General features: G+C 50.0%; 20 protein-coding genes and 1 tRNA gene. 6 read left to right on the top strand and 15 right to left on the bottom strand.

The genetic code is table 11. The features are described from left to right. Positions 1 to 30: 30 nt before the first annotated feature. From ACHZA2_RS07430 to mmp10, 4 genes are all read right to left on the bottom strand, one after another. The gene (locus ACHZA2_RS07430; RefSeq protein ID WP_319579197.1) at positions 31 to 279 is read right to left on the bottom strand and encodes a KEOPS complex subunit Pcc1; all 249 of its coding nucleotides are present in this window, start codon (positions 277 to 279) and stop codon (positions 31 to 33) included. Next, entirely contained in the window at positions 276 to 1,493 is a 1,218-nt protein-coding gene (locus tag ACHZA2_RS07425; protein ID WP_319579196.1) for a DHH family phosphoesterase, read from the bottom strand. The genes ACHZA2_RS07430 and ACHZA2_RS07425 overlap by 4 nt, the downstream gene beginning before the upstream one ends. Positions 1,494 to 1,505: 12 nt before the next feature. Then, positions 1,506 to 1,964 carry a 30S ribosomal protein S15 gene (locus ACHZA2_RS07420; RefSeq protein WP_319539411.1) on the bottom strand — a complete coding sequence of 153 codons (459 nt, stop codon included), beginning with the start codon at positions 1,962 to 1,964 and terminating at the stop codon, positions 1,506 to 1,508. 182 nt (positions 1,965 to 2,146) lie between these two features. After that, positions 2,147 to 3,376, bottom strand: coding sequence for a methyl coenzyme M reductase-arginine methyltransferase Mmp10 (gene mmp10 / locus ACHZA2_RS07415; protein ID WP_319579195.1), 1,230 nt, complete (start codon positions 3,374 to 3,376; stop codon positions 2,147 to 2,149). 82 nt (positions 3,377 to 3,458) lie between these two features. Here mmp10 and ACHZA2_RS07410 point away from each other — a divergent pair. Further along, positions 3,459 to 3,531 (top strand) — tRNA-Thr (locus ACHZA2_RS07410). 126 nt (positions 3,532 to 3,657) lie between these two features. Here the strand turns inward: ACHZA2_RS07410 and ACHZA2_RS07405 are convergent. The 5 genes from ACHZA2_RS07405 to ACHZA2_RS07385 all read right to left on the bottom strand — a co-directional run bounded on the left by ACHZA2_RS07405 (position 3,658) and on the right by ACHZA2_RS07385 (position 8,481). Further along, positions 3,658 to 3,867: a hypothetical protein gene (locus ACHZA2_RS07405; RefSeq protein WP_319539433.1), complete on the bottom strand. Its 210-nt coding sequence runs from the start codon at positions 3,865 to 3,867 to the stop codon at positions 3,658 to 3,660. 13 nt (positions 3,868 to 3,880) lie between these two features. Then, entirely contained in the window at positions 3,881 to 6,508 is a 2,628-nt protein-coding gene (locus ACHZA2_RS07400) for a PAS domain S-box protein (protein WP_319579194.1), read from the bottom strand. Positions 6,509 to 6,576: 68 nt separating this feature from the next. Further along, on the bottom strand, positions 6,577 to 7,230 hold the full coding sequence (locus ACHZA2_RS07395) for a DUF5591 domain-containing protein (RefSeq protein WP_319579193.1): 654 nt from the start codon (positions 7,228 to 7,230) through the stop codon (positions 6,577 to 6,579). Between the two features lie 91 nt (positions 7,231 to 7,321). Beyond that, a complete protein-coding gene (locus ACHZA2_RS07390; protein WP_319539436.1) occupies positions 7,322 to 7,822 on the bottom strand; it encodes a protease inhibitor I42 family protein in 501 nt (166 codons plus the stop codon). Between the two features lie 215 nt (positions 7,823 to 8,037). Further along, on the bottom strand, positions 8,038 to 8,481 hold the full coding sequence (locus ACHZA2_RS07385; protein ID WP_319539437.1) for a hypothetical protein: 444 nt from the start codon (positions 8,479 to 8,481) through the stop codon (positions 8,038 to 8,040). A gap of 176 nt (positions 8,482 to 8,657) precedes the next feature. Between ACHZA2_RS07385 and ACHZA2_RS07380 the strand changes: the two genes are divergently transcribed. Together ACHZA2_RS07380 and ACHZA2_RS07375 are read left to right on the top strand one after the other, a co-directional pair. Further along, entirely contained in the window at positions 8,658 to 9,638 is a 981-nt protein-coding gene (locus ACHZA2_RS07380) for a DNA adenine methylase (protein ID WP_319579192.1), read from the top strand. A 224-nt stretch (positions 9,639 to 9,862) separates the two neighbouring features. Then, the gene (locus ACHZA2_RS07375) at positions 9,863 to 10,276 is read left to right on the top strand and encodes a HEPN domain-containing protein (RefSeq protein ID WP_319579191.1); all 414 of its coding nucleotides are present in this window, start codon (positions 9,863 to 9,865) and stop codon (positions 10,274 to 10,276) included. 35 nt (positions 10,277 to 10,311) lie between these two features. On the opposite strand, the gene thiE is transcribed toward ACHZA2_RS07375, so the two are convergent. From thiE to ACHZA2_RS07355, 4 genes are all read right to left on the bottom strand, one after another. Beyond that, positions 10,312 to 10,938: a thiamine phosphate synthase gene (gene thiE / locus ACHZA2_RS07370; protein ID WP_319579190.1), complete on the bottom strand. Its 627-nt coding sequence runs from the start codon at positions 10,936 to 10,938 to the stop codon at positions 10,312 to 10,314. Continuing rightward, positions 10,935 to 11,735: a hydroxyethylthiazole kinase gene (gene thiM / locus ACHZA2_RS07365; RefSeq protein WP_319579189.1), complete on the bottom strand. Its 801-nt coding sequence runs from the start codon at positions 11,733 to 11,735 to the stop codon at positions 10,935 to 10,937. The genes thiE and thiM overlap by 4 nt, the downstream gene beginning before the upstream one ends. A gap of 62 nt (positions 11,736 to 11,797) precedes the next feature. Beyond that, the gene (locus tag ACHZA2_RS07360) at positions 11,798 to 12,616 is read right to left on the bottom strand and encodes a class I SAM-dependent methyltransferase family protein (RefSeq protein WP_319579188.1); all 819 of its coding nucleotides are present in this window, start codon (positions 12,614 to 12,616) and stop codon (positions 11,798 to 11,800) included. Positions 12,617 to 12,624: 8 nt separating this feature from the next. After that, positions 12,625 to 13,314, bottom strand: a complete 690-nt coding sequence (locus ACHZA2_RS07355) for a tetratricopeptide repeat protein (RefSeq protein ID WP_319579187.1) — start codon at positions 13,312 to 13,314, stop codon at positions 12,625 to 12,627. 145 nt (positions 13,315 to 13,459) lie between these two features. On the opposite strand from ACHZA2_RS07355, the gene ACHZA2_RS07350 reads away from it, so the two are divergent. Next, positions 13,460 to 13,588 (top strand): hypothetical protein, encoded by a 129-nt coding sequence (locus tag ACHZA2_RS07350; RefSeq protein WP_319579186.1) that lies wholly within the window; start codon positions 13,460 to 13,462, stop codon positions 13,586 to 13,588. Positions 13,589 to 13,890: 302 nt separating this feature from the next. Next, positions 13,891 to 14,238 (top strand): hypothetical protein, encoded by a 348-nt coding sequence (locus ACHZA2_RS07345; protein ID WP_394698519.1) that lies wholly within the window; start codon positions 13,891 to 13,893, stop codon positions 14,236 to 14,238. A gap of 62 nt (positions 14,239 to 14,300) precedes the next feature. Here the strand turns inward: ACHZA2_RS07345 and ACHZA2_RS07340 are convergent, their stop codons facing one another. Both ACHZA2_RS07340 and ACHZA2_RS07335 read right to left on the bottom strand, forming a co-directional pair. After that, positions 14,301 to 14,741 (bottom strand): tetratricopeptide repeat protein, encoded by a 441-nt coding sequence (locus ACHZA2_RS07340; protein WP_319539446.1) that lies wholly within the window; start codon positions 14,739 to 14,741, stop codon positions 14,301 to 14,303. 209 nt (positions 14,742 to 14,950) lie between these two features. Next, positions 14,951 to 16,063, bottom strand: a complete 1,113-nt coding sequence (locus tag ACHZA2_RS07335) for a PEGA domain-containing protein (RefSeq protein WP_394698518.1) — start codon at positions 16,061 to 16,063, stop codon at positions 14,951 to 14,953. Between the two features lie 351 nt (positions 16,064 to 16,414). Here ACHZA2_RS07335 and ACHZA2_RS07330 point away from each other — a divergent pair, with 351 nt between their 5' ends. Beyond that, positions 16,415 to 18,586: a glycosyltransferase family 39 protein gene (locus ACHZA2_RS07330; protein ID WP_319579184.1), complete on the top strand. Its 2,172-nt coding sequence runs from the start codon at positions 16,415 to 16,417 to the stop codon at positions 18,584 to 18,586. The last annotated feature ends 4 nt before the right edge of the window (positions 18,587 to 18,590 follow it).

The raw sequence follows: 18,590 nt of genomic DNA, 5'->3' as shown, positions 1-18,590 counted from the left end.
ATGTTATGATAGCATCTCTGATCGCTCCGATCAATGTTCTGATCCTTTGTCAGAACCCTGTTTGGATAACTCTTCCGCTACGGTTAAATTTGAGAGGTAATCGTCCATTGACGCAATGATTGAACGGATCCTGGTTCCGGTGATTGTCGTTTCCACGACACCTGTTCCCTCATGGATGGTTGCCCGTGTCTCCATCTCGCTTAAGTTATCTGCTGCAACCGATGCAGCGATACACTCAGGGAAATCATGGATTGTTCTTATGATCCCGGTGATCTTCATACGTATACCTCGTGGATCCCGGAGATAAACCTGGAGAGATGTTCACTGGCAATGGTTGCGCCTGCCCGTGATGTATGACCCCCTCCATGACCTCCGCAATCGGCAGCGAGGGTATGCACAAGCGTGCCGAGATCTGTTCCCTGACGTGTAGGTACTCTGATTGAGAGATGGCTTGTACCATCGTCCTGGTTTGCCACCACAATCACAGTCTGATCTCCATCCATGAAGTTTATGGTGTCTGCAACATCGCTGGCCAGTCTTTTATCACTAATCTCGTATACTGGCTCATGTTCATTTTTCCCGTCCAGAATTTTCTTCAGCTCGTCAATGAGTCTTAACCGGTGAGTCCGGGCAATATCCCATGCAACTGGAAGCTCTGACGAGGTTCGGAGACAGACTGCTGCTGCAATACTCCCCTGTTCCTCTTTCCCGCATGCATCAATGAGCATGCTCAGGCTGTGGGCATCAGGCAGAACCTCACGTTCCAACTGATACACATCGCCATAGAGGTTCAACAGTGTCTCCGGCCGACTTCGCTCTGCTGCATCAAGAACGATCAGCGAAAGAAGGATGTCGGTCGAGAGTTCTGATCCCTCGGTACACTGGCTTATGAGTGTGGTTGTTTCAACCTCACTTCCAGAAATACCAGGGAGGTACGGATTGGTTGCGAGAGTCAGTTGTTCGGTGAGATCTCTCCCTGCTAGGCGGATACCTCTTCTCTTGGAGATGATCCCGTTTCCCATCCCTTCCAGGTAGATCTCCTGGTTTTTACCTGCAAGGCGTTGTCCATCACCGATGATCCCTGTGAGGACCAGCCCTGCTAGGTCGCGGTTGTCTCCGATTGCATTTGCAACCAGGTATGCGGCTCCTGCTCCTGAAAGTTCAGTATCCCCGTCGATCCCACAGAGACGGGGATTCACGTGATATGGTCCTTCAAAGAGGGGGATGTGATGATCGATGACCATCGTCTCCTCAGGAAGATCGTATATTCCCGACCCGAGATCGCAGAGGAGGGTGTTCCCTCCTTTCGGGATATCCTGGCTCTGTATCCTTGGAACTACTCTGAGACGGAATGGAACATGGGCCCGGTAGAGTGCAATGCTCATGATCGCCCCTGCTGCGATCCCATCAGCGTCATGGTGGCAACGTATCTCCACCTGATCCTGTCGGGTAATATGGGATGCAAGATCCTTCGCAGCAGTGTCAATGGACATATTGTAACCGTATTAGCGGGAGAGGAGGATTTCTGCGGTATCCGGCTTGTATAACCAGCCTGCCGGCAGGCGTTTGCTCTTGACGTAGTACTTGACCAGGCGCCTTACTTTTGCCTCGGTAAGGTTGAGCTGGCGCTTGTTGTGCAGGTCTTTTTTGTTCTCGGACAGGTGTTTTCTCAACCCGAGTGCCTTCTCAATCAGGTTGCGAAGGTCTTCTGGGATTGATGATTCAAGGCCGTTTTCACGGAGAATCTCGTCTACACGCTTTCCTGTTGCGAGTTTGACACTGGGTACACCATACTTGTCACGAAGGACAAGGCCAATCCGGGCACTTGAAAGGCCCTCTTTCTTCATATCAACGACCTGTTGGATGATCGTGTCCTTGTCGGTGTTTGACCATTCGGGCGCAGAGGTGCGGTACGGCCGTACTGAACGGGAGATACCTCTTCTGCGAGCATGCATTCTTGCCATATCTAAAAGCCTCCGTTACATGAACAGAGTATAATCCTGCGGGAAAAGAGTGACAGCTATTTCTGCTGACTCCCTGCAATCCCAAAGCCTGAAGGCCGTGGTCTGTACACCACGTCGGATTTACATCTGCCAGCACCTTTTTTAAAAGTGCGGAATATTATTGTTCGTCAGGGGGGATAAGGTTACGCTTCCCCATACTGGTTTATGAGAGTGATGAGTGCAGAGAACCCTGCCATCTCAAGAGAGAGGATATCATCTCTGGTCATGCCCATCGAGGTCTCCCCATCTGCAGTGAGCATTTCCGGGCCCCTGATAACAGTTCTGGTCTTCCCATCTGCTGAAAGAACCTCCTCTGCCTCTGTAAGATGGACAAATGCCCGTCCTGGAATAATGATTGTGTCAGGCATCCGGGAGAGATCCAGGGCTTTGAGGTCATCGATGGTGATGAGATCAGCGATCTCTTTTTGTACTGGAAGGACATCTGCTCCTCCTCCCCTCTTTGAGAGGATCTCCTGTATGAATGGCGCTGCAACTGTTCCGGTGATGACTACAGCATTGCCATGAAGTTCTGGCAGTTTATCGATGAGATCGGGTTCCTGCAGGATTGCAAAAGGAGAACCAAGATCAGGATCGCAGAGCGGGGTGCCTGAAACTCTCATGGTTGTGATCCCCTTTGTCTGTCTGACAAGATCTCCGAACTCCTCAACTGTTTGTATTCTCTGGCCTTCGATGATCGGGGCATTGCCAAGGATTAAGCCCTGGTGTAATTCGTTTGCGAACCGCATCAGGATGACTCCTTTTACTCCGGCATCCTCAAGCCACCGGATCGTATTTTTCAGGATTATCCCATCGTTGATCCCTGGCAGGATAACAAGGGCGGCATAGACATCAATGGCTCCTGCGAGATGTTTCAGGATCTCCAGAGAGACTTCCGGAGTGGGGTCATGCATATACCGACGTCTGAGTTCAGGGTCTGTGGCAAAGACTGTGAATGAGATCTCAGAGAGGCCGGATTCGATGAGGAAGTCGGCAATATGAGGATCGTCAAACCCTTTCCCGCTGGTATATCCGATATGGATTGGTGTTTCGAGGCTTGCGAGGAGTTCGATGAGATCGGTAAATTCCGGATAGCAACTCGGATCCCCTCCACCGCTGATGGTGATCCGGGTCAGGTCTCCGGAGAGAAGTTGCAGGTTTGCAAGGGTGTCTCCTGCCACCTCCTTCAGGTCCTTGAATCCGGTGTAACGCTCCTGAACACTCCTGGTGCAGTACTCACATCCCTTGGTGAAGGGGAGACAGTACCGGCAGCCGAACGATGGGACTTCCCGGGCATGCTTGAAGTAACAGTAGGAGCAGAACCCCCTGCAGTCAAGACCGGGCCTTCCTCCAATGTCCACCGTCAGCTGAACCATGCAGATAAGGTCTGTTTCAGGGTGGAAAAAGGTGCGGATGAACGGCAGGTTTAATAATTCTCTAAGGGAAATATGTGTTCGCGCCTCAGTGGCTTAGTTGGCAGAGCGGTTGACTTGTAATCAACAGGTCCCGAGTTCAAATCTCGGCTGAGGCTTACTAACATTTTTCAAATCTCTTCGCACTTTCGATCGTATGAGTGATCTCAGTCACTTCTTCTCCACACTTTTCTGAATAACCAAACTGTATCCGATGCAAGGATCCACAACTAAAATTTCAGACATCACTCCTTTCCCGGAGGTCTCCTCCGGGTGAGCAGGGGAAGCACATCATCGTAATAACATACCGGTATCCTGACCTTTCCCTCGTTAGTCATCATAACTCCCCAGGAGTCCTGCAGTGATCGTACCCGGTCAGCATCAATCTGGTACTCTGTTGCATCGATCTCCCGGAACACAGTACATCCTCCTCCCTCACACTGATCGTATTCCATGATTTCAATCCGTTTAATCCCTGTTTTCTCTGTACCTTCCAAACGGCACGACGATCTCAAACCGTGCCCCTGTTCCAATCTTCCCGGTCTCTCTGAGCCCAATCCCGGTGATTGCAAGGACCTCTCTGCTCAAGAAAAGACCATACCCTGTATTTTTTCCGTATCCCCGCTCAAAGATCAACTCCTTCTCATTGTCTGGGATTCCGATACCGTCATCCTCGACGAGGATAGTAATCCCTGCCTGTGAGGGTTCTGCCGATATCTGAACCCTACTGATCTTCCCTCCATGGCGGACCGCATTCTCAAGCAGATTAAAACAGACCTTTGGAAAGAGTGGATCTGCATAGATAAGCAGTCCTGAAATCCTGACATCAACCCTCACTTGATCGATATTGAGATTGGTTGTCGCCTGTATGAAAACTGCCATAACATCCTGCCATGTCGGGGCCTCAACCCCGAGCTCCTGGTAGGTCTTAGTAAAAGCAACAAACTCCTCGATCGAACTCAGTGACTGCGAGAGCATAGTGAAGTATTTCTTCTGTTCATTGGTTAATCGAATATCCCTGAGTAGAAAGAGGTTGGATCTTCCGATCATCACCTTGTTCAGGATATCATGTCTGGTGATATTGGAAAGGAGATTCAGTTTACTGTTTGCAATTTTTATTGCATCCTCAGCATTTTTAAGATCAGTAATGTCATGGATGCTCTCTATTGCCCCAATAATAGTTCCCTGGTTGTCATAGAGGGCAGTTGCACTGATTGATGCATACTGGCGGGAGGGTTCAGTCTCCCTGAACCACCGCTCACTGAACAGGGTATTTCCATTCCTGATGATGTGTGAATACCCTTCCGGGGTCAGTTCGGGATGAATCACAATGTCTATCAGAACCGGCCTCTGAACTCCGTAAAATGGTATAGCATAGAGATAGTCACCCTTTCCAATGATCTCTGCAGAAGATATGCCGCTCATCTCCTCCATGGCCTTGTTCCAGATGATCACACGCCCGTTAGCATCGATGGCAAAAGTCGGGTCAGGGAGCATCGCGAGAATATTCTCTATATGCCGGTATGCCTCCTTCAAAGCCTCTTGTTGTGCTGACAGCCGGTATGCCATCTGCTGTTGTGTCTCATCACGAATCCTCACCTGACTGAGATACTTCCCCCCGCCTTTCACCTTGTTGATCCTGATGTTCAGGAACTGCTCATATCCGGACTCTGTCTCAAGCACCTCCGTCCGTTCGATAAACTTCTGATTTGACTGGTGGGAAATATCCTTGAAAATCATCTCACTGATGGTAATTCCCAATGGTCCTGGAAGAAATGTGACCTCCGCTCCTGCAAGAGGTGTATCTGTTCCCAAAAAAATTCCAGATGCCGGGTTGGCATCTAGGATGTGAATCCCGTCTAATACAAGAATTGCATCATTGGAATAGAAAAAAAGTCCGCGATATCGTGATTCTGATACGCTGAGAGCACTTATCTTGCTGCGGATTTCACCCACCATCTGGTTAATGGCATCTGATATACGGTTCAACTCGTGATGTGGGGATGGTCTGACCTGATGAGTGAGATCACCGGCAGTGATGATATCAATATCCTCAAGCATATACCGCAGAGGCCTGGTAAGATACCGGGAGATCGTAAATGCTGCAATCAGCGCCAGGATGAAGGTAATGACCAGAAACCCGATGTACCACAGGGTTATAATCATCAGTTCATGATCGAGCCGTTCTGTTGAATAGACCGTCCGTGCTGCGACATTCATCCATTTGGTAGAAGGGGCATCGGTCTGAAGAACCGGCATGAATGTGTACACGATATCACGGTTATTCTCTTCATCATGTACCACAGATCCCTCCCCACTTTTGATTGTCCTGCTAATCTCGTCCAGAGTCTGGTTATCCGTGTTCGCGAGTTGGATCTCGGAGCGGTTGGTTATGAGTGAACTGAAACTGTTGTACAGATCAAATGATACAATATCGGGGTTGAGTGTCCAGAGGACATTTGTGAGATCTGAATAGTAAGCCTGGTTCTCTTTGGGCACATAGTGGACGAAGACCCTTCCGACCTCAAGGAGATACCTGTGATCAGCGGTTCCCTGGTATGCAAAGAGCCGCACCGGGACGTTGTTTTCATGCCCTTTTACCGATCTGTCGAGGATGAACTGATCAGAACTCTGTATCTTGTTGAACTTGAGGAGGAGCTCCGGGGCGAACGTGGAGAAGTTCAGACCGAGATCATTCGCATCGGTTGTATAGGTGATGTTCCCTTTATCGATCAGGTATACATGGTACTCATCCCCAAGCTGATTCTCGATCTTCTTCTTTACCCCCTGATAATCGATCTTCTCAGGATCTCCTCCGGTAGCATTGTATTCATCCTGGTAGATCTTCATTGCCTTCTGAAGGGGGGCCTCAAAGGTGAGATCATAGAGGTACATCCCCCGGTCGATCCAGAGTATCGACTGCTGAAGGATCTGATCTATGGTTTTTTCTGATGAGCGAAAGTTCTGCTCTGTCTCTTCCCTGGTTGAGAAATACCAGTTTGTCAGGAATACGATCATCACAACGAGAAAGATAACAAGAAGGAATATACCAAGCCTGGCAGAGAATGATGAAAAAGACCGGGGATCTTTCTTCATGAATTACACGTGAGTATCCACTTCTATCCAATTGAAGATATGGATCTCTTGTGAATACAGGGGAACAGTCACTGTTTCAGGTTATGACTCTCCGCCTGCTCTATCTGTGACCTTATCCGAACCAGACCACTGTGGAACTCTTCCAGGTACTCGTCCATCGAGAGGCTCCCCTCCTGGAACGGACAGTCCTCCTCGATGATGACATTGATCAGGTCCCGGGAGGGAAGAAGCAGATCGATAGGTACTCCCGCCTTCTCTGATCCTCTGATGAGTGCCTCTCTGAAGAGCCCGATGCAGTATCCAACCCTGAACCTGTACGTATCACGTGTCTTTTCCAGGTACCCGGCAACCCGTTCGGTCTCGATGCGAAGGAAATCATCCTTGATATTCTGATCTTTTACCTTTCCCAGCATGTAGTGGTAGTGAGCATAGGGGTACATAAGCTCAAGTTCTGCCGGAAGGATCCCGCATGTTCCGAAGATAACGATATGGTACTGCGACGGGTCCAGAACATCTGAAATAATCGATCTGATTAGCCGGTGGCTTGGGCTGGTACTGTATGGCTTTCTCATCGCACAGGGCATGAAGATGGCTATGTCCCGCGGGCTGACCTCGTACTCATCGATGATGTACCGGTAGGACTGCTCAAACTCTGAGAGGTAAAACGGTGGATCCTTCAGTATTGTATCGCGATCCACCCCGGAATTTTCTGCATCAGGCATGATAGTCAGATCTACTCCTGCATACTGGGGTGTTTATGGCAATATCCCTTTCATCAGGAGTATAAAAAAAGTGGTTGAAAGGCGTGAACGGTTATTCAACCGTCACATTGAGTGAGTATGCGTCTTCCTTACCGGTAGTTGGCTCCCACTCACGCTTGTATACTGCGTCAAATGTCTGGTTTCCTGCTTCTACTGCCTTGAGGATCCAGGTGTGAACCCCGCCTACACCGACCATGCCCTCGGGTGCATTGTCAGTTGTATGGGTACTGTTCACGATCTCAAGCCCTGTTGAGTTTGTCGCGTTCCACTCAAAGCCGGTGGTCGGATTCTCTTTCAGGGAGACAAGGACAGTCTGATTGACCTTCATGGTTAGGTTTGTCGTGTTGACATCAGCGGTGAAATTCACAGCAGGCACAACATCAGCAGATGTGGTCTCTGTTTCATTTGCAGCAACGGTGATGTTCTGTACAACGGTCTCGACCGGTGCAGTTGAGTTCTCACTTGCATTACCAGCGGGCTGCTCTGCAAAGCATCCTGGCACGAGAAGAACTGCTGCAACGAGAAGGATAACTGACGTGATTAACTTCTCCATATCTGTATGTTTCAAAATTCAGGTTTTAAGGCTTCTCTATGAAGATCCATTGTCAAATGGGCGTTACATTATGTAATCTCCCGTGAATATGAGTTAATATCATATAATAACCAAAAGTTATGACTGGCCGGGAGTGGTACGAAAAAAAAATGAGTAATACAATCTCCCCCGCGGCTGGAGAGTCAGGGAGAGATGAATAAAATCCCCTGCACAGCCTAGAAAGTCTTCTCTTTATCTATCCCGACCATGTCGCAGGCATCATCGATCTTTGTCTGGGTTGTAATAAAGAAGCCGTTCACCGACTCGGTTGTTACGATATCAGTCGGGCTTGTAAGTTTTCCTGCAGCCTGAAGCGTGTCAACAGCAGTGACTGTGGCGTTCATACCCATGACAAATATTCCCCTTGCCTTTCCAGATTTGTCCGAGAGGGTCATGGCCTCGGCAGATGCCTTTGCTGATGCGGCGGCTGACTTGTACTGGTTGAGTTTCTCTACGGTCAGGCCCTGGTTGGGTTTTACGATCAGTTCCTTCTGATCCTTGAAATCGTCTGCAACCTTCTGCACCAGAGTCTTAAAATCGTCATCCTGGTTTTTCCCTGTGCATCCTGAAAAGAGTATGACTGTGATGAGTAATACTGCGAGAATTCCACTGCGGAGCATATCTGTGGTATCTGCTTTAAAGCTCTTATGAGTTGTGAAATGTTACACACACATCATGCTGTGATAGATTGCTTTTTTTCTTTCTTCTGTTCATACCCTGAACTGATATCGGAGATATGAACTGTGACAGACGCATACAGTACTGACACTGGTATACCCATCAGGAATCCGTTACCATGCCTTTGAATCCAGACAGCAGTACCCTGATCCGATCCCTTCGCAGAATACGTAGTACTTCAGGGAATGAATATGCAAAACCGTTCTACAAATGGGCAGGGGGAAAGACCCAACTTCTTCATGAGTTCGACCTCAGGTTTCCTCAGACGCTCAGAACCGGTGCCCTTGACCGGTACGTAGAACCCTTCATCGGCGGGGGAGCGGTCTTCTTCTTTGTGATGCAACTGTTCCCGTTCAGAGAATCAGTGATCTGTGATGCCAACGAGGAACTGGTCCTTACCTACCAGGTCATTAGGCAGGATGTTGATGCACTCATCAACCTTCTTAAGGATTTCCAGTCCCGGTATGATGCTCTTGATGAAGAAGGACGCAAAGACCTGTACCTGAACGTAAGGTCTGATCTGAATGGTGACCGGAAGGGGTTTGATTTCTCACAGTATGGCACCGCCTGGGTAGAGAGGGCAGCACAACTCCTCTTCCTCAACAAAACCTGCTTCAACGGACTCTTCAGGGTAAACTCAAGCGGAGAGTTTAACGTCCCGTTCGGGAAGTACCGCAACCCCGGGATTGTGCATGAGTGTAACCTTCGTCTGGTCTCAGCACTGCTACAAAATACCACCATCCTTCACGGCGACTTCTCACGGTGCCTTGAGTACATCGACGATCAAACGTTCGTCTATCTTGACCCACCGTACAGACCACTGAGCGCTTCATCCTCATTTACAGCCTACTCACGGGATGGATTTTCAGATCAGGATCAGGTACGTCTCAAGGAGTTTTTTGACTCGGTGGACAGGCTCGCGGCGTCGGTGATGCTGAGCAACTCTGACCCCAGGAATGAGGATCCCACCGACTACTTCTTTGATGATCTCTATCAGCAATACCGGATCGAGCGGGTATTGGCGAAACGGATCATTAACAGCAATGCAGAGAAACGTGGGGCCATCAGTGAGATCATTGTAATGAACTATTCTGAGTGAGTCCGGGAATGACCGGGCTTCAATCATACGGATGACTGGCGGACCCGGTTGGTGAGGGGATAGTGATGAAGAAGAAGATTTCTGCCCTGAAGAGATCATCGGGGCGATTCGGTGCAGTACCCGGGAGAGATGCATAGGATTTTCCTCTTTACGCCTGATACAACACAGCCCTTTTTTTGGATCAGCGAGAACGATACTATGAGAACTTAATAACGGGAACCTGAATGAAAGCAGAACAGTGGTTTAATCGTGCTGATCATGAACTTGCAGTTGCACAGGAACTTCTGAACGCAGGTTCACTCCTCTGGGCTGTTAGTTATGCCCACCGTGCTCTTGAATACACTCTTGAAGGACTGATTGTATGGAGGACAGGAGAGAGGCCTGAACGTGGCACCCCTCTCTGTGACCTGCATCATGCAGTGCGATCGTACATCCCTGAAACATTGAATCAGCCGATCACCGATCTCGCTGATATCTCCCGGATTGCATGGCAGTCTAATCTTTCAGCAGAAGATATTACGTTCCTCACCGAGAACCATGCCCAGACTCTGATTGATGAATCAAAATCTGTTCTTTCCTGGGTAGGAAATGAATGGGAGAAAGAGCAGTCAATGCATTCTGGCGAAGGTACCTCCTGAACAGAAAGGCACCTTTTGAAGACTCTATCTTTTTTTCAGGGTCTGAACTTCCTTATCCTTGATTTAAACGCCTTTGCAGCAAGGATGATATCATCCTGACTTACAATCGCTGATATAACCGCAACACCCACGGCACCTGCGTTGAATACATCGCCTGCGTTATCTATGTGAATCCCGCCGATCCCGATGACCGGAATGGAGACAGCGTCAGATATCTCCCTGACCAGCATGAGCCCAAGTCCTAATCCTGCATCATCTTTTGAGCCGGTGGAGAAGACCGGACTGACTGCAACATAATCAGCCCCACCTTTCTCAGCGATCATCGCCTCCTGTAGCGATGATACCGATACACCGATGATGAACGGGTGCGGAGTAAGCGGGCGGATCGCTGAGAGCGGAATATCATGCTGCCCGATATGTACCCCGTCAGCCCTGCAGGCGAGTGCGATGTCAAGCCGGTCGTTGATGATGAAGAGGGCACCTGCCCTGGCAGTTATCGTCCTGATAGTACATGCTGTTTCGAAGAACTCCTTTCCCTGGAGGTTTTTGTCTCTGAGCTGGATGACATCAGCCCCTCCTTCCACTGCCTGTTTGGCAATAGCAGCATGGCTCAACCCCCGGGAGAGTTTCTCGTCAGTTACCACGTACAGGTCGTATCTCATGCTCTTTTGATCCGTGCCCCTTCTGCAAGGTCATCAGGAGTGAGGGTTGCAAGTGCATCAAAGAGTGCAACCTTGAATGAGCCAGGACCCCTTGCCAGGGCTGCTGCCCGCTCACCAGCGAGTCCGAATGCGGCAAGCGCTGCAGCAGAACTGGTTACCAGATCCTTCTCTGATGCAGCAAATACTCCGGTCACCGAAGCAGCCATACATCCTGTCCCGGAGATAGCCCCCATCAATGGATGGCCGTTCTCTACCAGGAAAACCTGGTTTCCGTCACTGACGATATCAGTCTCTCCGCTCATGACCACGGTCATACCTGACCGGCCTGCATACTCCTCTGTGATTGAGACCGGGTCCCCGGAAATTCCTGCCGAGTCAACCCCCCTGACCTTTGCATCCACCCCGGCGAGCACCCCGATCTCGCCTGCATTTCCTTTCAGGACCGAGATTGGTAGTTCGGTCATCAGTCTCCTTGCAGCGTTGGTACGAAGGGTTGTTGCCCCGGCACCGACCGGGTCAAGAATGATCGGAATATCCTTCTTTGCTGCTGCCTTTCCTACGAGGAGCATTGACTCAATCTGTGCATGATCAAGCGTTCCAATGTTGAGGACCAGGGCTCCCGCATACTGCACCATCTCCTCGACCTCCTCTGGCGCGTGTGCCATCACCGGTGCACCTCCTGCACAGAGAGTGATGTTTGCACAGTCATTCACGGTGACGTAGTTTGTGATATGATGAATGAGAGGGGTCTCGGTCCGGGCTGCAGCGAATATTTTTGAGTACTGGGTCTCTGCCATCTTTATTCCTCGTCGTCTGATCGGATTGACCCGTACTGTTCATCTGCGACCGGTAAAAATATTCAGTTCTCGGATCCGGGCTCTTCTTCAGACCTTAAATCAAACACCCATCTGCTGACCGAGGGAGCAACATTGCCGCACCGGTGAATACGGTCAACAAGAAACCCACAGTCCCTGAAGTTCCGGGCACGATCCTGAGCGCCGTTGTGGGTATCAAACGTATAATAATGGATAATTCCGCCTGCCTTAACCATCTGTGCAAGCGGTGTGAAGGCTTCTTCTAAACCGTAGGGGGTGGGGAGGATCGCCCGGTCTGCCCTGATCCTGAGCATTCTTCCCGCCATCGAGGCATCGCCGCAGATCACGGTGATTCGGTCTTCTACCCTGTTCAGTCTGGAATTCTCTTTAAGAAGGCGACAGGCTTCAGGATTTATCTCGACTGCGATGACCTGTGCCCCTCGAGATGCTGCCGGAATTGCAAACGGCCCAACTCCAGCGAAAGGAACCAGCACGATCTCACCGGGCCGGACCATGGCAGATATCCGCCTTCGTTCCCCGGCAAGTCTGCTTGTGAAGAAGGCGTGGGAGAGATCCACCCGGTACCTGAATCCAAACTCCCTGTATATTGTTCTGGTCTTTGTACCAATAATCGGCTCAAACTCTGCCACCCTGCAGGCTCCGGTCCGTTTCGAGACCCGTTTCAGTACGGTGGTGATACTATGCCGCTGTACAATCAGTGAACCGGCGATAGCCTGCTGATACGGGGACAGTTCATCAGGGATAGAAATGATCGCGATATCCCCGATTACCTCAAACCGTTCAGGAACTAGGGGGTGGAGAGGTTCAGGAATGATCTCCTGTAATGCCGGTGAAAACAACACGGTCTATCTTATGACGAACCCTGAAGGATGGATGCTGCTTTTTCAGAGGCTATCTGAGCCTCTTCGCCCCTGCCTAGTTTCACCAGGGCATCAGCCTTTGTCTTCCATGCTGCAGCATCGTCAGCGTTGAGCGCAAGAGCCGTCTCACATGCTGTTATTGCCTCATCGTATCTGTCCAGATTGTATAATGCTGAACCCCTGTTCTTCCATCCCGGCTCGTACTTCGGGTCAAGAGTGGTGGCTTTCACGTAATCGGTGAGGGCTTCATCCTCCCTGCCAAGGTTATGACAGGCAAGGCCCCGGTTGGTCCAGGTTCTTGCAATATCGGGTTTAAGCTCCAGTGACCGGTCATATGCAACAAGCGCCTCTTCATACCTTCCGAGATGATCGAGCACGAGACCGGTGTTTGACCAGGCAAGGGCGTCTTCGGGATTCAATTCAGTGGTCTTATGTAATGCTTCAAGGGCTTCTTCGTACTTTCCCTGACTAGCCAGGGCCAGGCCGATGTTTCCCCAGGCCATGGCATTTGACGGATCAAGGACTGTAGCGTTCTGGTAGGCAGCGATGGCTTCGTCATAATTACCCTGCCCAAAGTAGGCGACCCCCAGATTGTTCCACTCCTCTACTGTTTTTTCTGCGACAGATGTGCCCGCCATGACTCCCAGGCAGAGCAGGATGATGATGAGTGTATGGTTCATAAATACTGTTACCATTGGATCGTGTATCCAGATTTCTGTTATGCGATCATGATCGTCTCCACCCCGCGTTTTCACTCATATGTCAGGTTCGCCGAGAGGGGAACTATCAATCTGTTGATGCTCAAATGGCAGCAGTTTCAGGGAGTTGCAACCGGTCGCAACAGTAAAAACCATCCTTCGGGATGAAACTGCGGCCTGTAATGACAATCAGATCCTCAAGGATTATGAACGGTCTGAACCTGATGCAACAATAGAATCTGACAGTTGTGAATAAACCTGGTAACTATTCATTCTCTTTTTGATAACCACTCGTGTTTAGTGATTAAAATCTATTTCCAACTGATCTAATCCGGTTTTATCTGTCTTCCTTATAGCCTGTTTCACGCAACACTGGTATGTCACAGGGAGCCCTGCCAGGCTGTCAGGTTCAATGAACCGCAGCGGGTGCAGTGCCTGACCAGACAGACATCTGATGAGGTGCGTTCAACATGTCCTCCTACAATCCGATGTGTCATCTGTTGATGTCTGTCTGGCAGATTCTGCCGGGCTCTCTCGCGAACTTCATATGAACTGCAGATGCTCGAACTTCATGCCGGTCCCCTACAACCGGTTTCCTCCTACAACGCATCTTATCGTTCACAAGTCACATTCAATGACAGAGAGAGGTATTTCATGTTATTCCATGCACGATTCAATAACTCCTATAATGAACGACAGGTCTGCCTGATCGGGTACCTGAAAGATCGGCTTCGCTCTGGCAGATGTTTCTTCAAGTCCAAGTACATTGCCCGGGATCTCGGACTCTCTTCAAAAGAGGTGGGAACTAACATGGCCATCCTTGCAGAGACCTGTCCCGACTTTACTATCGAGAAGTACAGTTACTCCAACAGCACGACCTGGCTGGTTACTCCTTTACAGGTCTGAACCACTCTGTTTTTCAGGTTCTCTCCCGGTTCAGCATACCCTGATTGATATCAGTTCTATCCTTAACTGGCACGCAGATTTTGGATGATGTTTTTCTTCAGTTTTGCGTAGGAATTTTTCGGGTCTAGTTCGAGAACCTTCTCATATGCCTGGAGTGCCTCGTTGTTCTTTCCAAGCCAGTTGAGTGCATCACCTTTCTGAGTCCATGCTTCGATGTCATCAGGTTTTAACGCGATTGCTTTTTCAAGTGTCTTTGTTGCCTCGGCATACTTTCCAAGCCTTGCAAGGGCCTTTCCCTTCTCCAGCCATACAGCCTCATCATCCTGACCAAATGTAAGGGACATATCGAATGCTGATACTGCTTCCGCGTAGCTGGCCATTGATGCCAGGTCTTTCCCCTTGTCAAACCAGATTGCAGCCTGCTGCGGGTCTTTATCTGCTGTAACGGTCATGACGCAGACCAACGCACAGGCGAGAAGGATCAGAAGAGAGAGGTGATTCATTATGAGGCGTCCGCTCCACGGCAGGATAATGATTATTGCAGTACTGCCTGAAATCCGTGAATCCTGCTCATAACCAATTTCCTGAGTTTTTTTCAGAACAGGGGCGCAGAAAGCCCTGTGGATCAGCATGAAAAGAGAGAGCGATGAGCACGGTTTGTGAACCGGCTCATTGATCCTACATACGATGACGCATCACATATTCTGCAGATCTATCTTTGCTTCTGTCCGACAAATATGAGTCCTGCTGCTGCAAGACTGCCGAGTGCTATCCATGGGGACGGGGCTGATTTTGTCGGTACCGGTACAGGAGGTTGTGTCGGGTTAGGTGTTGGTGTCCGGGTCGGTGTGGCACTTGCAGTCAGGGTGACCGAGAGTGCTGATGCCTGATCAGGAACAATATAAACATCTCCGCTGTATGACGAGAATCCCTCATTTTTGATGAGTATGGTGTGAGAACCAGTGCTGATCTTCTGGAGTGTGACCGGGGTGATTCCCTTGTATTCATTATCAAGGAACACATCTGCTCCTGACGGGGTGGACTGTACCGAGAGCGCTCCGTACTCTGACGGGACATATGTCGATGTCAGATCTGCCGAGATTGTGGCGACCTCATTTCTGGAAAGGGTTATCTGGGTTGTGTAGTCGGTGTACCCTGAAAGGGTCAGGTGAATGGTATAGGTTCCCGGGGAAAGATCTGATATGTCAAGGTATCCTGATGAAGGGGTTACCCCTTTGGATAGTCCATCGAGATACACACCGGCACCAGCCGGGTTGCTGGTCACCTGTATCGCAGCACGATCCTCCTTAATGCCAGGGTATGACGGGGGGAACTGGATGTTGTGATACTGACCACCAGTTCCTGGGGATACCTGCTGTATCTGCGACTGTTTTGGCTCCGGATCTTTTTGTGTTGGCTGGCTGGTCTGAATTACTTCCTTATGGAATGTATCAGGAGTTGGTGCTGCAGGAGTGTTTTTCTGCGGTTCCTGAATAGTTGGCTGGGGTGTAGCGGTTGAGATCGGCCTTGTTGCCTGTTGTCCTGTGCCTGTATTCTGCCCGGTCTGGGCATTTTGGGTGCCAGGATTTGTGTGACTCATTGAATTCTGGGTATTCTGTCCCCCACCCTGTTGCCCGTTCTGATAATTGTCTGGGCTTCCACTATCGTTCATCTCTCCCTGAGGCGAATCGTTGGTCATGCCTGGAGCGATCTGCTGTCCTGGTAAATTCCGGGCGTTCATCTCCTCCGCTGTTGCACAGCATATGAGTGACGCACCAAGGATGAGAACTGTTGTAATGTATGGTGATACCTTCGTGATGATCATCCCTTTCGGGTTGTTTCGGTCAGATTTTGGGATTGTCTCGTAAGATCTCCCCGAATGTTCGAAGGTATTCCTGAACAAGAGGATAAAGAAGATGGTATCAGGTGGTATGATATTCTGGGGTTAAGGTTGCGTTCTTCTAAAACAAGGGTCTGTGCCTTTCCGTTTGCTATTTTTTATTCTGCTCCCGGTCTCCTGTTTTCTGAAATATACCAATCCCGGTATGGTGGTAGACAAATACTGAACCGCCGGGTGGTTTCTTCAAACAACACGGTGTTGTGAATCCTTAATATCTATACACTGAACAGGGTCTCATCGATCGAAACCTATCTGTCTTCTAACAGTGGTGACCTAGTGAACATCCAATCCAATATTCGAGCATATCGTCATGAGTTGATTCTGCTGGGGATTCTGATCCTGGCATCAGTCTTTCTTCTATTCAATCTTGCAAAGGAGGGTTATTCAAACTCATACTATACAGCAGCAGTAAAGAGCATGCTCACAAATCCCGCGATCATAATCTACAACTCCTATGATCCCACCGGATTTGTCACGGTGGACAAACCACCTGTCAGTCTCTGGGTTCAGACATTGAGTGCGACATTACTCGGATTTTCAGGTTCTTCGGTTATTCTTCCCCAGGCCCTCGCCGGAATCTGTTCTGTTCTCCTGCTCTATCTGCTTGTCAGGAGATCGTGGGGAAAGGCAGCAGGGCTTGTTGCTGCGTTCGCCCTCACGATCACACCAATCTTTGTTGCAGTCGCCCGAACCAACAACATGGACGGACTGCTCATCTTCGTCCTCCTCTGCGCAGTGTATCTTGCCCTTCATGCCTGGAAGACCGGGTCTCCATTCTACCTGATGGGAGCTGCAGTTCTGATAGGGGTCGGGTTTAATATCAAGATGATACAGGCGTTCGCGGTTGTTCCTGCATGTTTCGGAATATACCTGCTGAATGTTCGAATCACGTGGAAGAAGAAGATCCTGCACCTGATAGCAGCATCAGGAGTTCTCCTCCTGGTTTCTGCATCCTGGGCTGTTATGATGGATCTGACGCCTGTAGATCAACGGCCGTATATTGGCAGCAGTACCGGAAACTCGGAGTTTAATCTGATATTCGGGTACAACGGTCTGAACAGACTGCTTGGAGGGCTGATGCCGTTTCATGGCGGTGAACTGAGCAGGAATCAGTCAGAACGCGGTGGATATCCCGGAGTCATCCCCGGTGGATCCGGCGGGTCATTCCTCCCGGGAATGGAGAACGGATTTAATTCCCCCGGACCTGACTGGAATACAACATCCGGTGATCAGGGATCGTTGCCTGACAGAACCCGGGGATCTGTGCAGGATCCATATAGGGCATCAGCAGGATCTCCAGGCTTTATTGGTAATGGAACCCAGGGTATGCCTCCACTTGGAATGGAGAACGGAGGACGCCCGGGCGGCAGTCCCGGTGGCATGCCTGGAATGAATGACGGTGGTGAGCCCGGGCTCTTCAGAATGGGAGATGCCGGAATGTCAGGGCAGATCAGCTGGCTGCTCCCATTCGCCCTGATCGGACTTCTTGCCTGGATCACAAGGCCCACCCTGGCGGTTCTGACAAACCTGAACGAAAAGGAAGTCCTTACAATTGCACTGGCCCTCTGGCTTTTCCCTGAACTGATCTATTTCAGTTTTACAAGCGGTTTTTACCACACCTACTATGTAGTGATGGTTGCCATCCCCCTTGCAGGTCTTGTCGGAATCGGGGTGGTTTCGATGTATGAGGCGTACCTTACACCGGGAATCAAAGGATGGCTGCTTGTTGCTGCCATATCTATGACCGGGGTGTGCCAGTGGGTATTCCTGGGGTACACTCCTGAATTTCTGGCACCACTCTCATGGATTGTCCTCGTGGGTTCACTCCTGGGTGCTTCAGCACTTGTCATCCTCCGTTTCCGTTCCTCTCCGGCCCCATCAGGAATTCAGACTATAGTAATTCTGCTAACCATCGGCCTGCTCTGTGTTGCACCGTTTGTCTGGTCATGCACACCTGTTATCTATAAGGAACAAGGTGGAATGCCGTCAGCAGGCCCGGGCCTTGCATCCGGGCCGGGCCAGTCACCTGGCATGATGCCGGGAGAGATTCAGGGGAACAGTTCTGCTCTCTATTCCTTTCTCTCATCCCATCAGTCTGGTGAAAAGTACATCGTAGGTGTTGAGAGTTCACGGTCTGCCGGGGATCTCATCCTTTCATATGGCGCTCCTGTTATGGCAATGGGCGGGTATTCTGGCAGAGATCAGATCCTTACAAACGAGTCATTGAAAGCCCTGATACATGAAGGCCAGATCAGGTACTTCCTGCTCGGGCAGACGGGTCATGGTATGCCTGGAGGAGAGAGCAGCGGCGTTACCACATGGATACAGGACAGTTGCCCGGTAATACCTGATGACGAATGGAGTGGAGCAGAAAGTACGGGAAGAACTGCGTCAAATACTGCCTCTCCGATGCGAAGCACGTTATACGACTGCAAAGATGCAGCATAAATGA

Source organism: uncultured Methanospirillum sp., from assembly GCF_963668415.2.
Taxonomy (GTDB): domain Archaea; phylum Halobacteriota; class Methanomicrobia; order Methanomicrobiales; family Methanospirillaceae; genus Methanospirillum.
The sequence above is the reverse complement of the archived record's forward strand: the minus strand, read 5'-3'. Positions and strand labels throughout refer to the sequence as shown.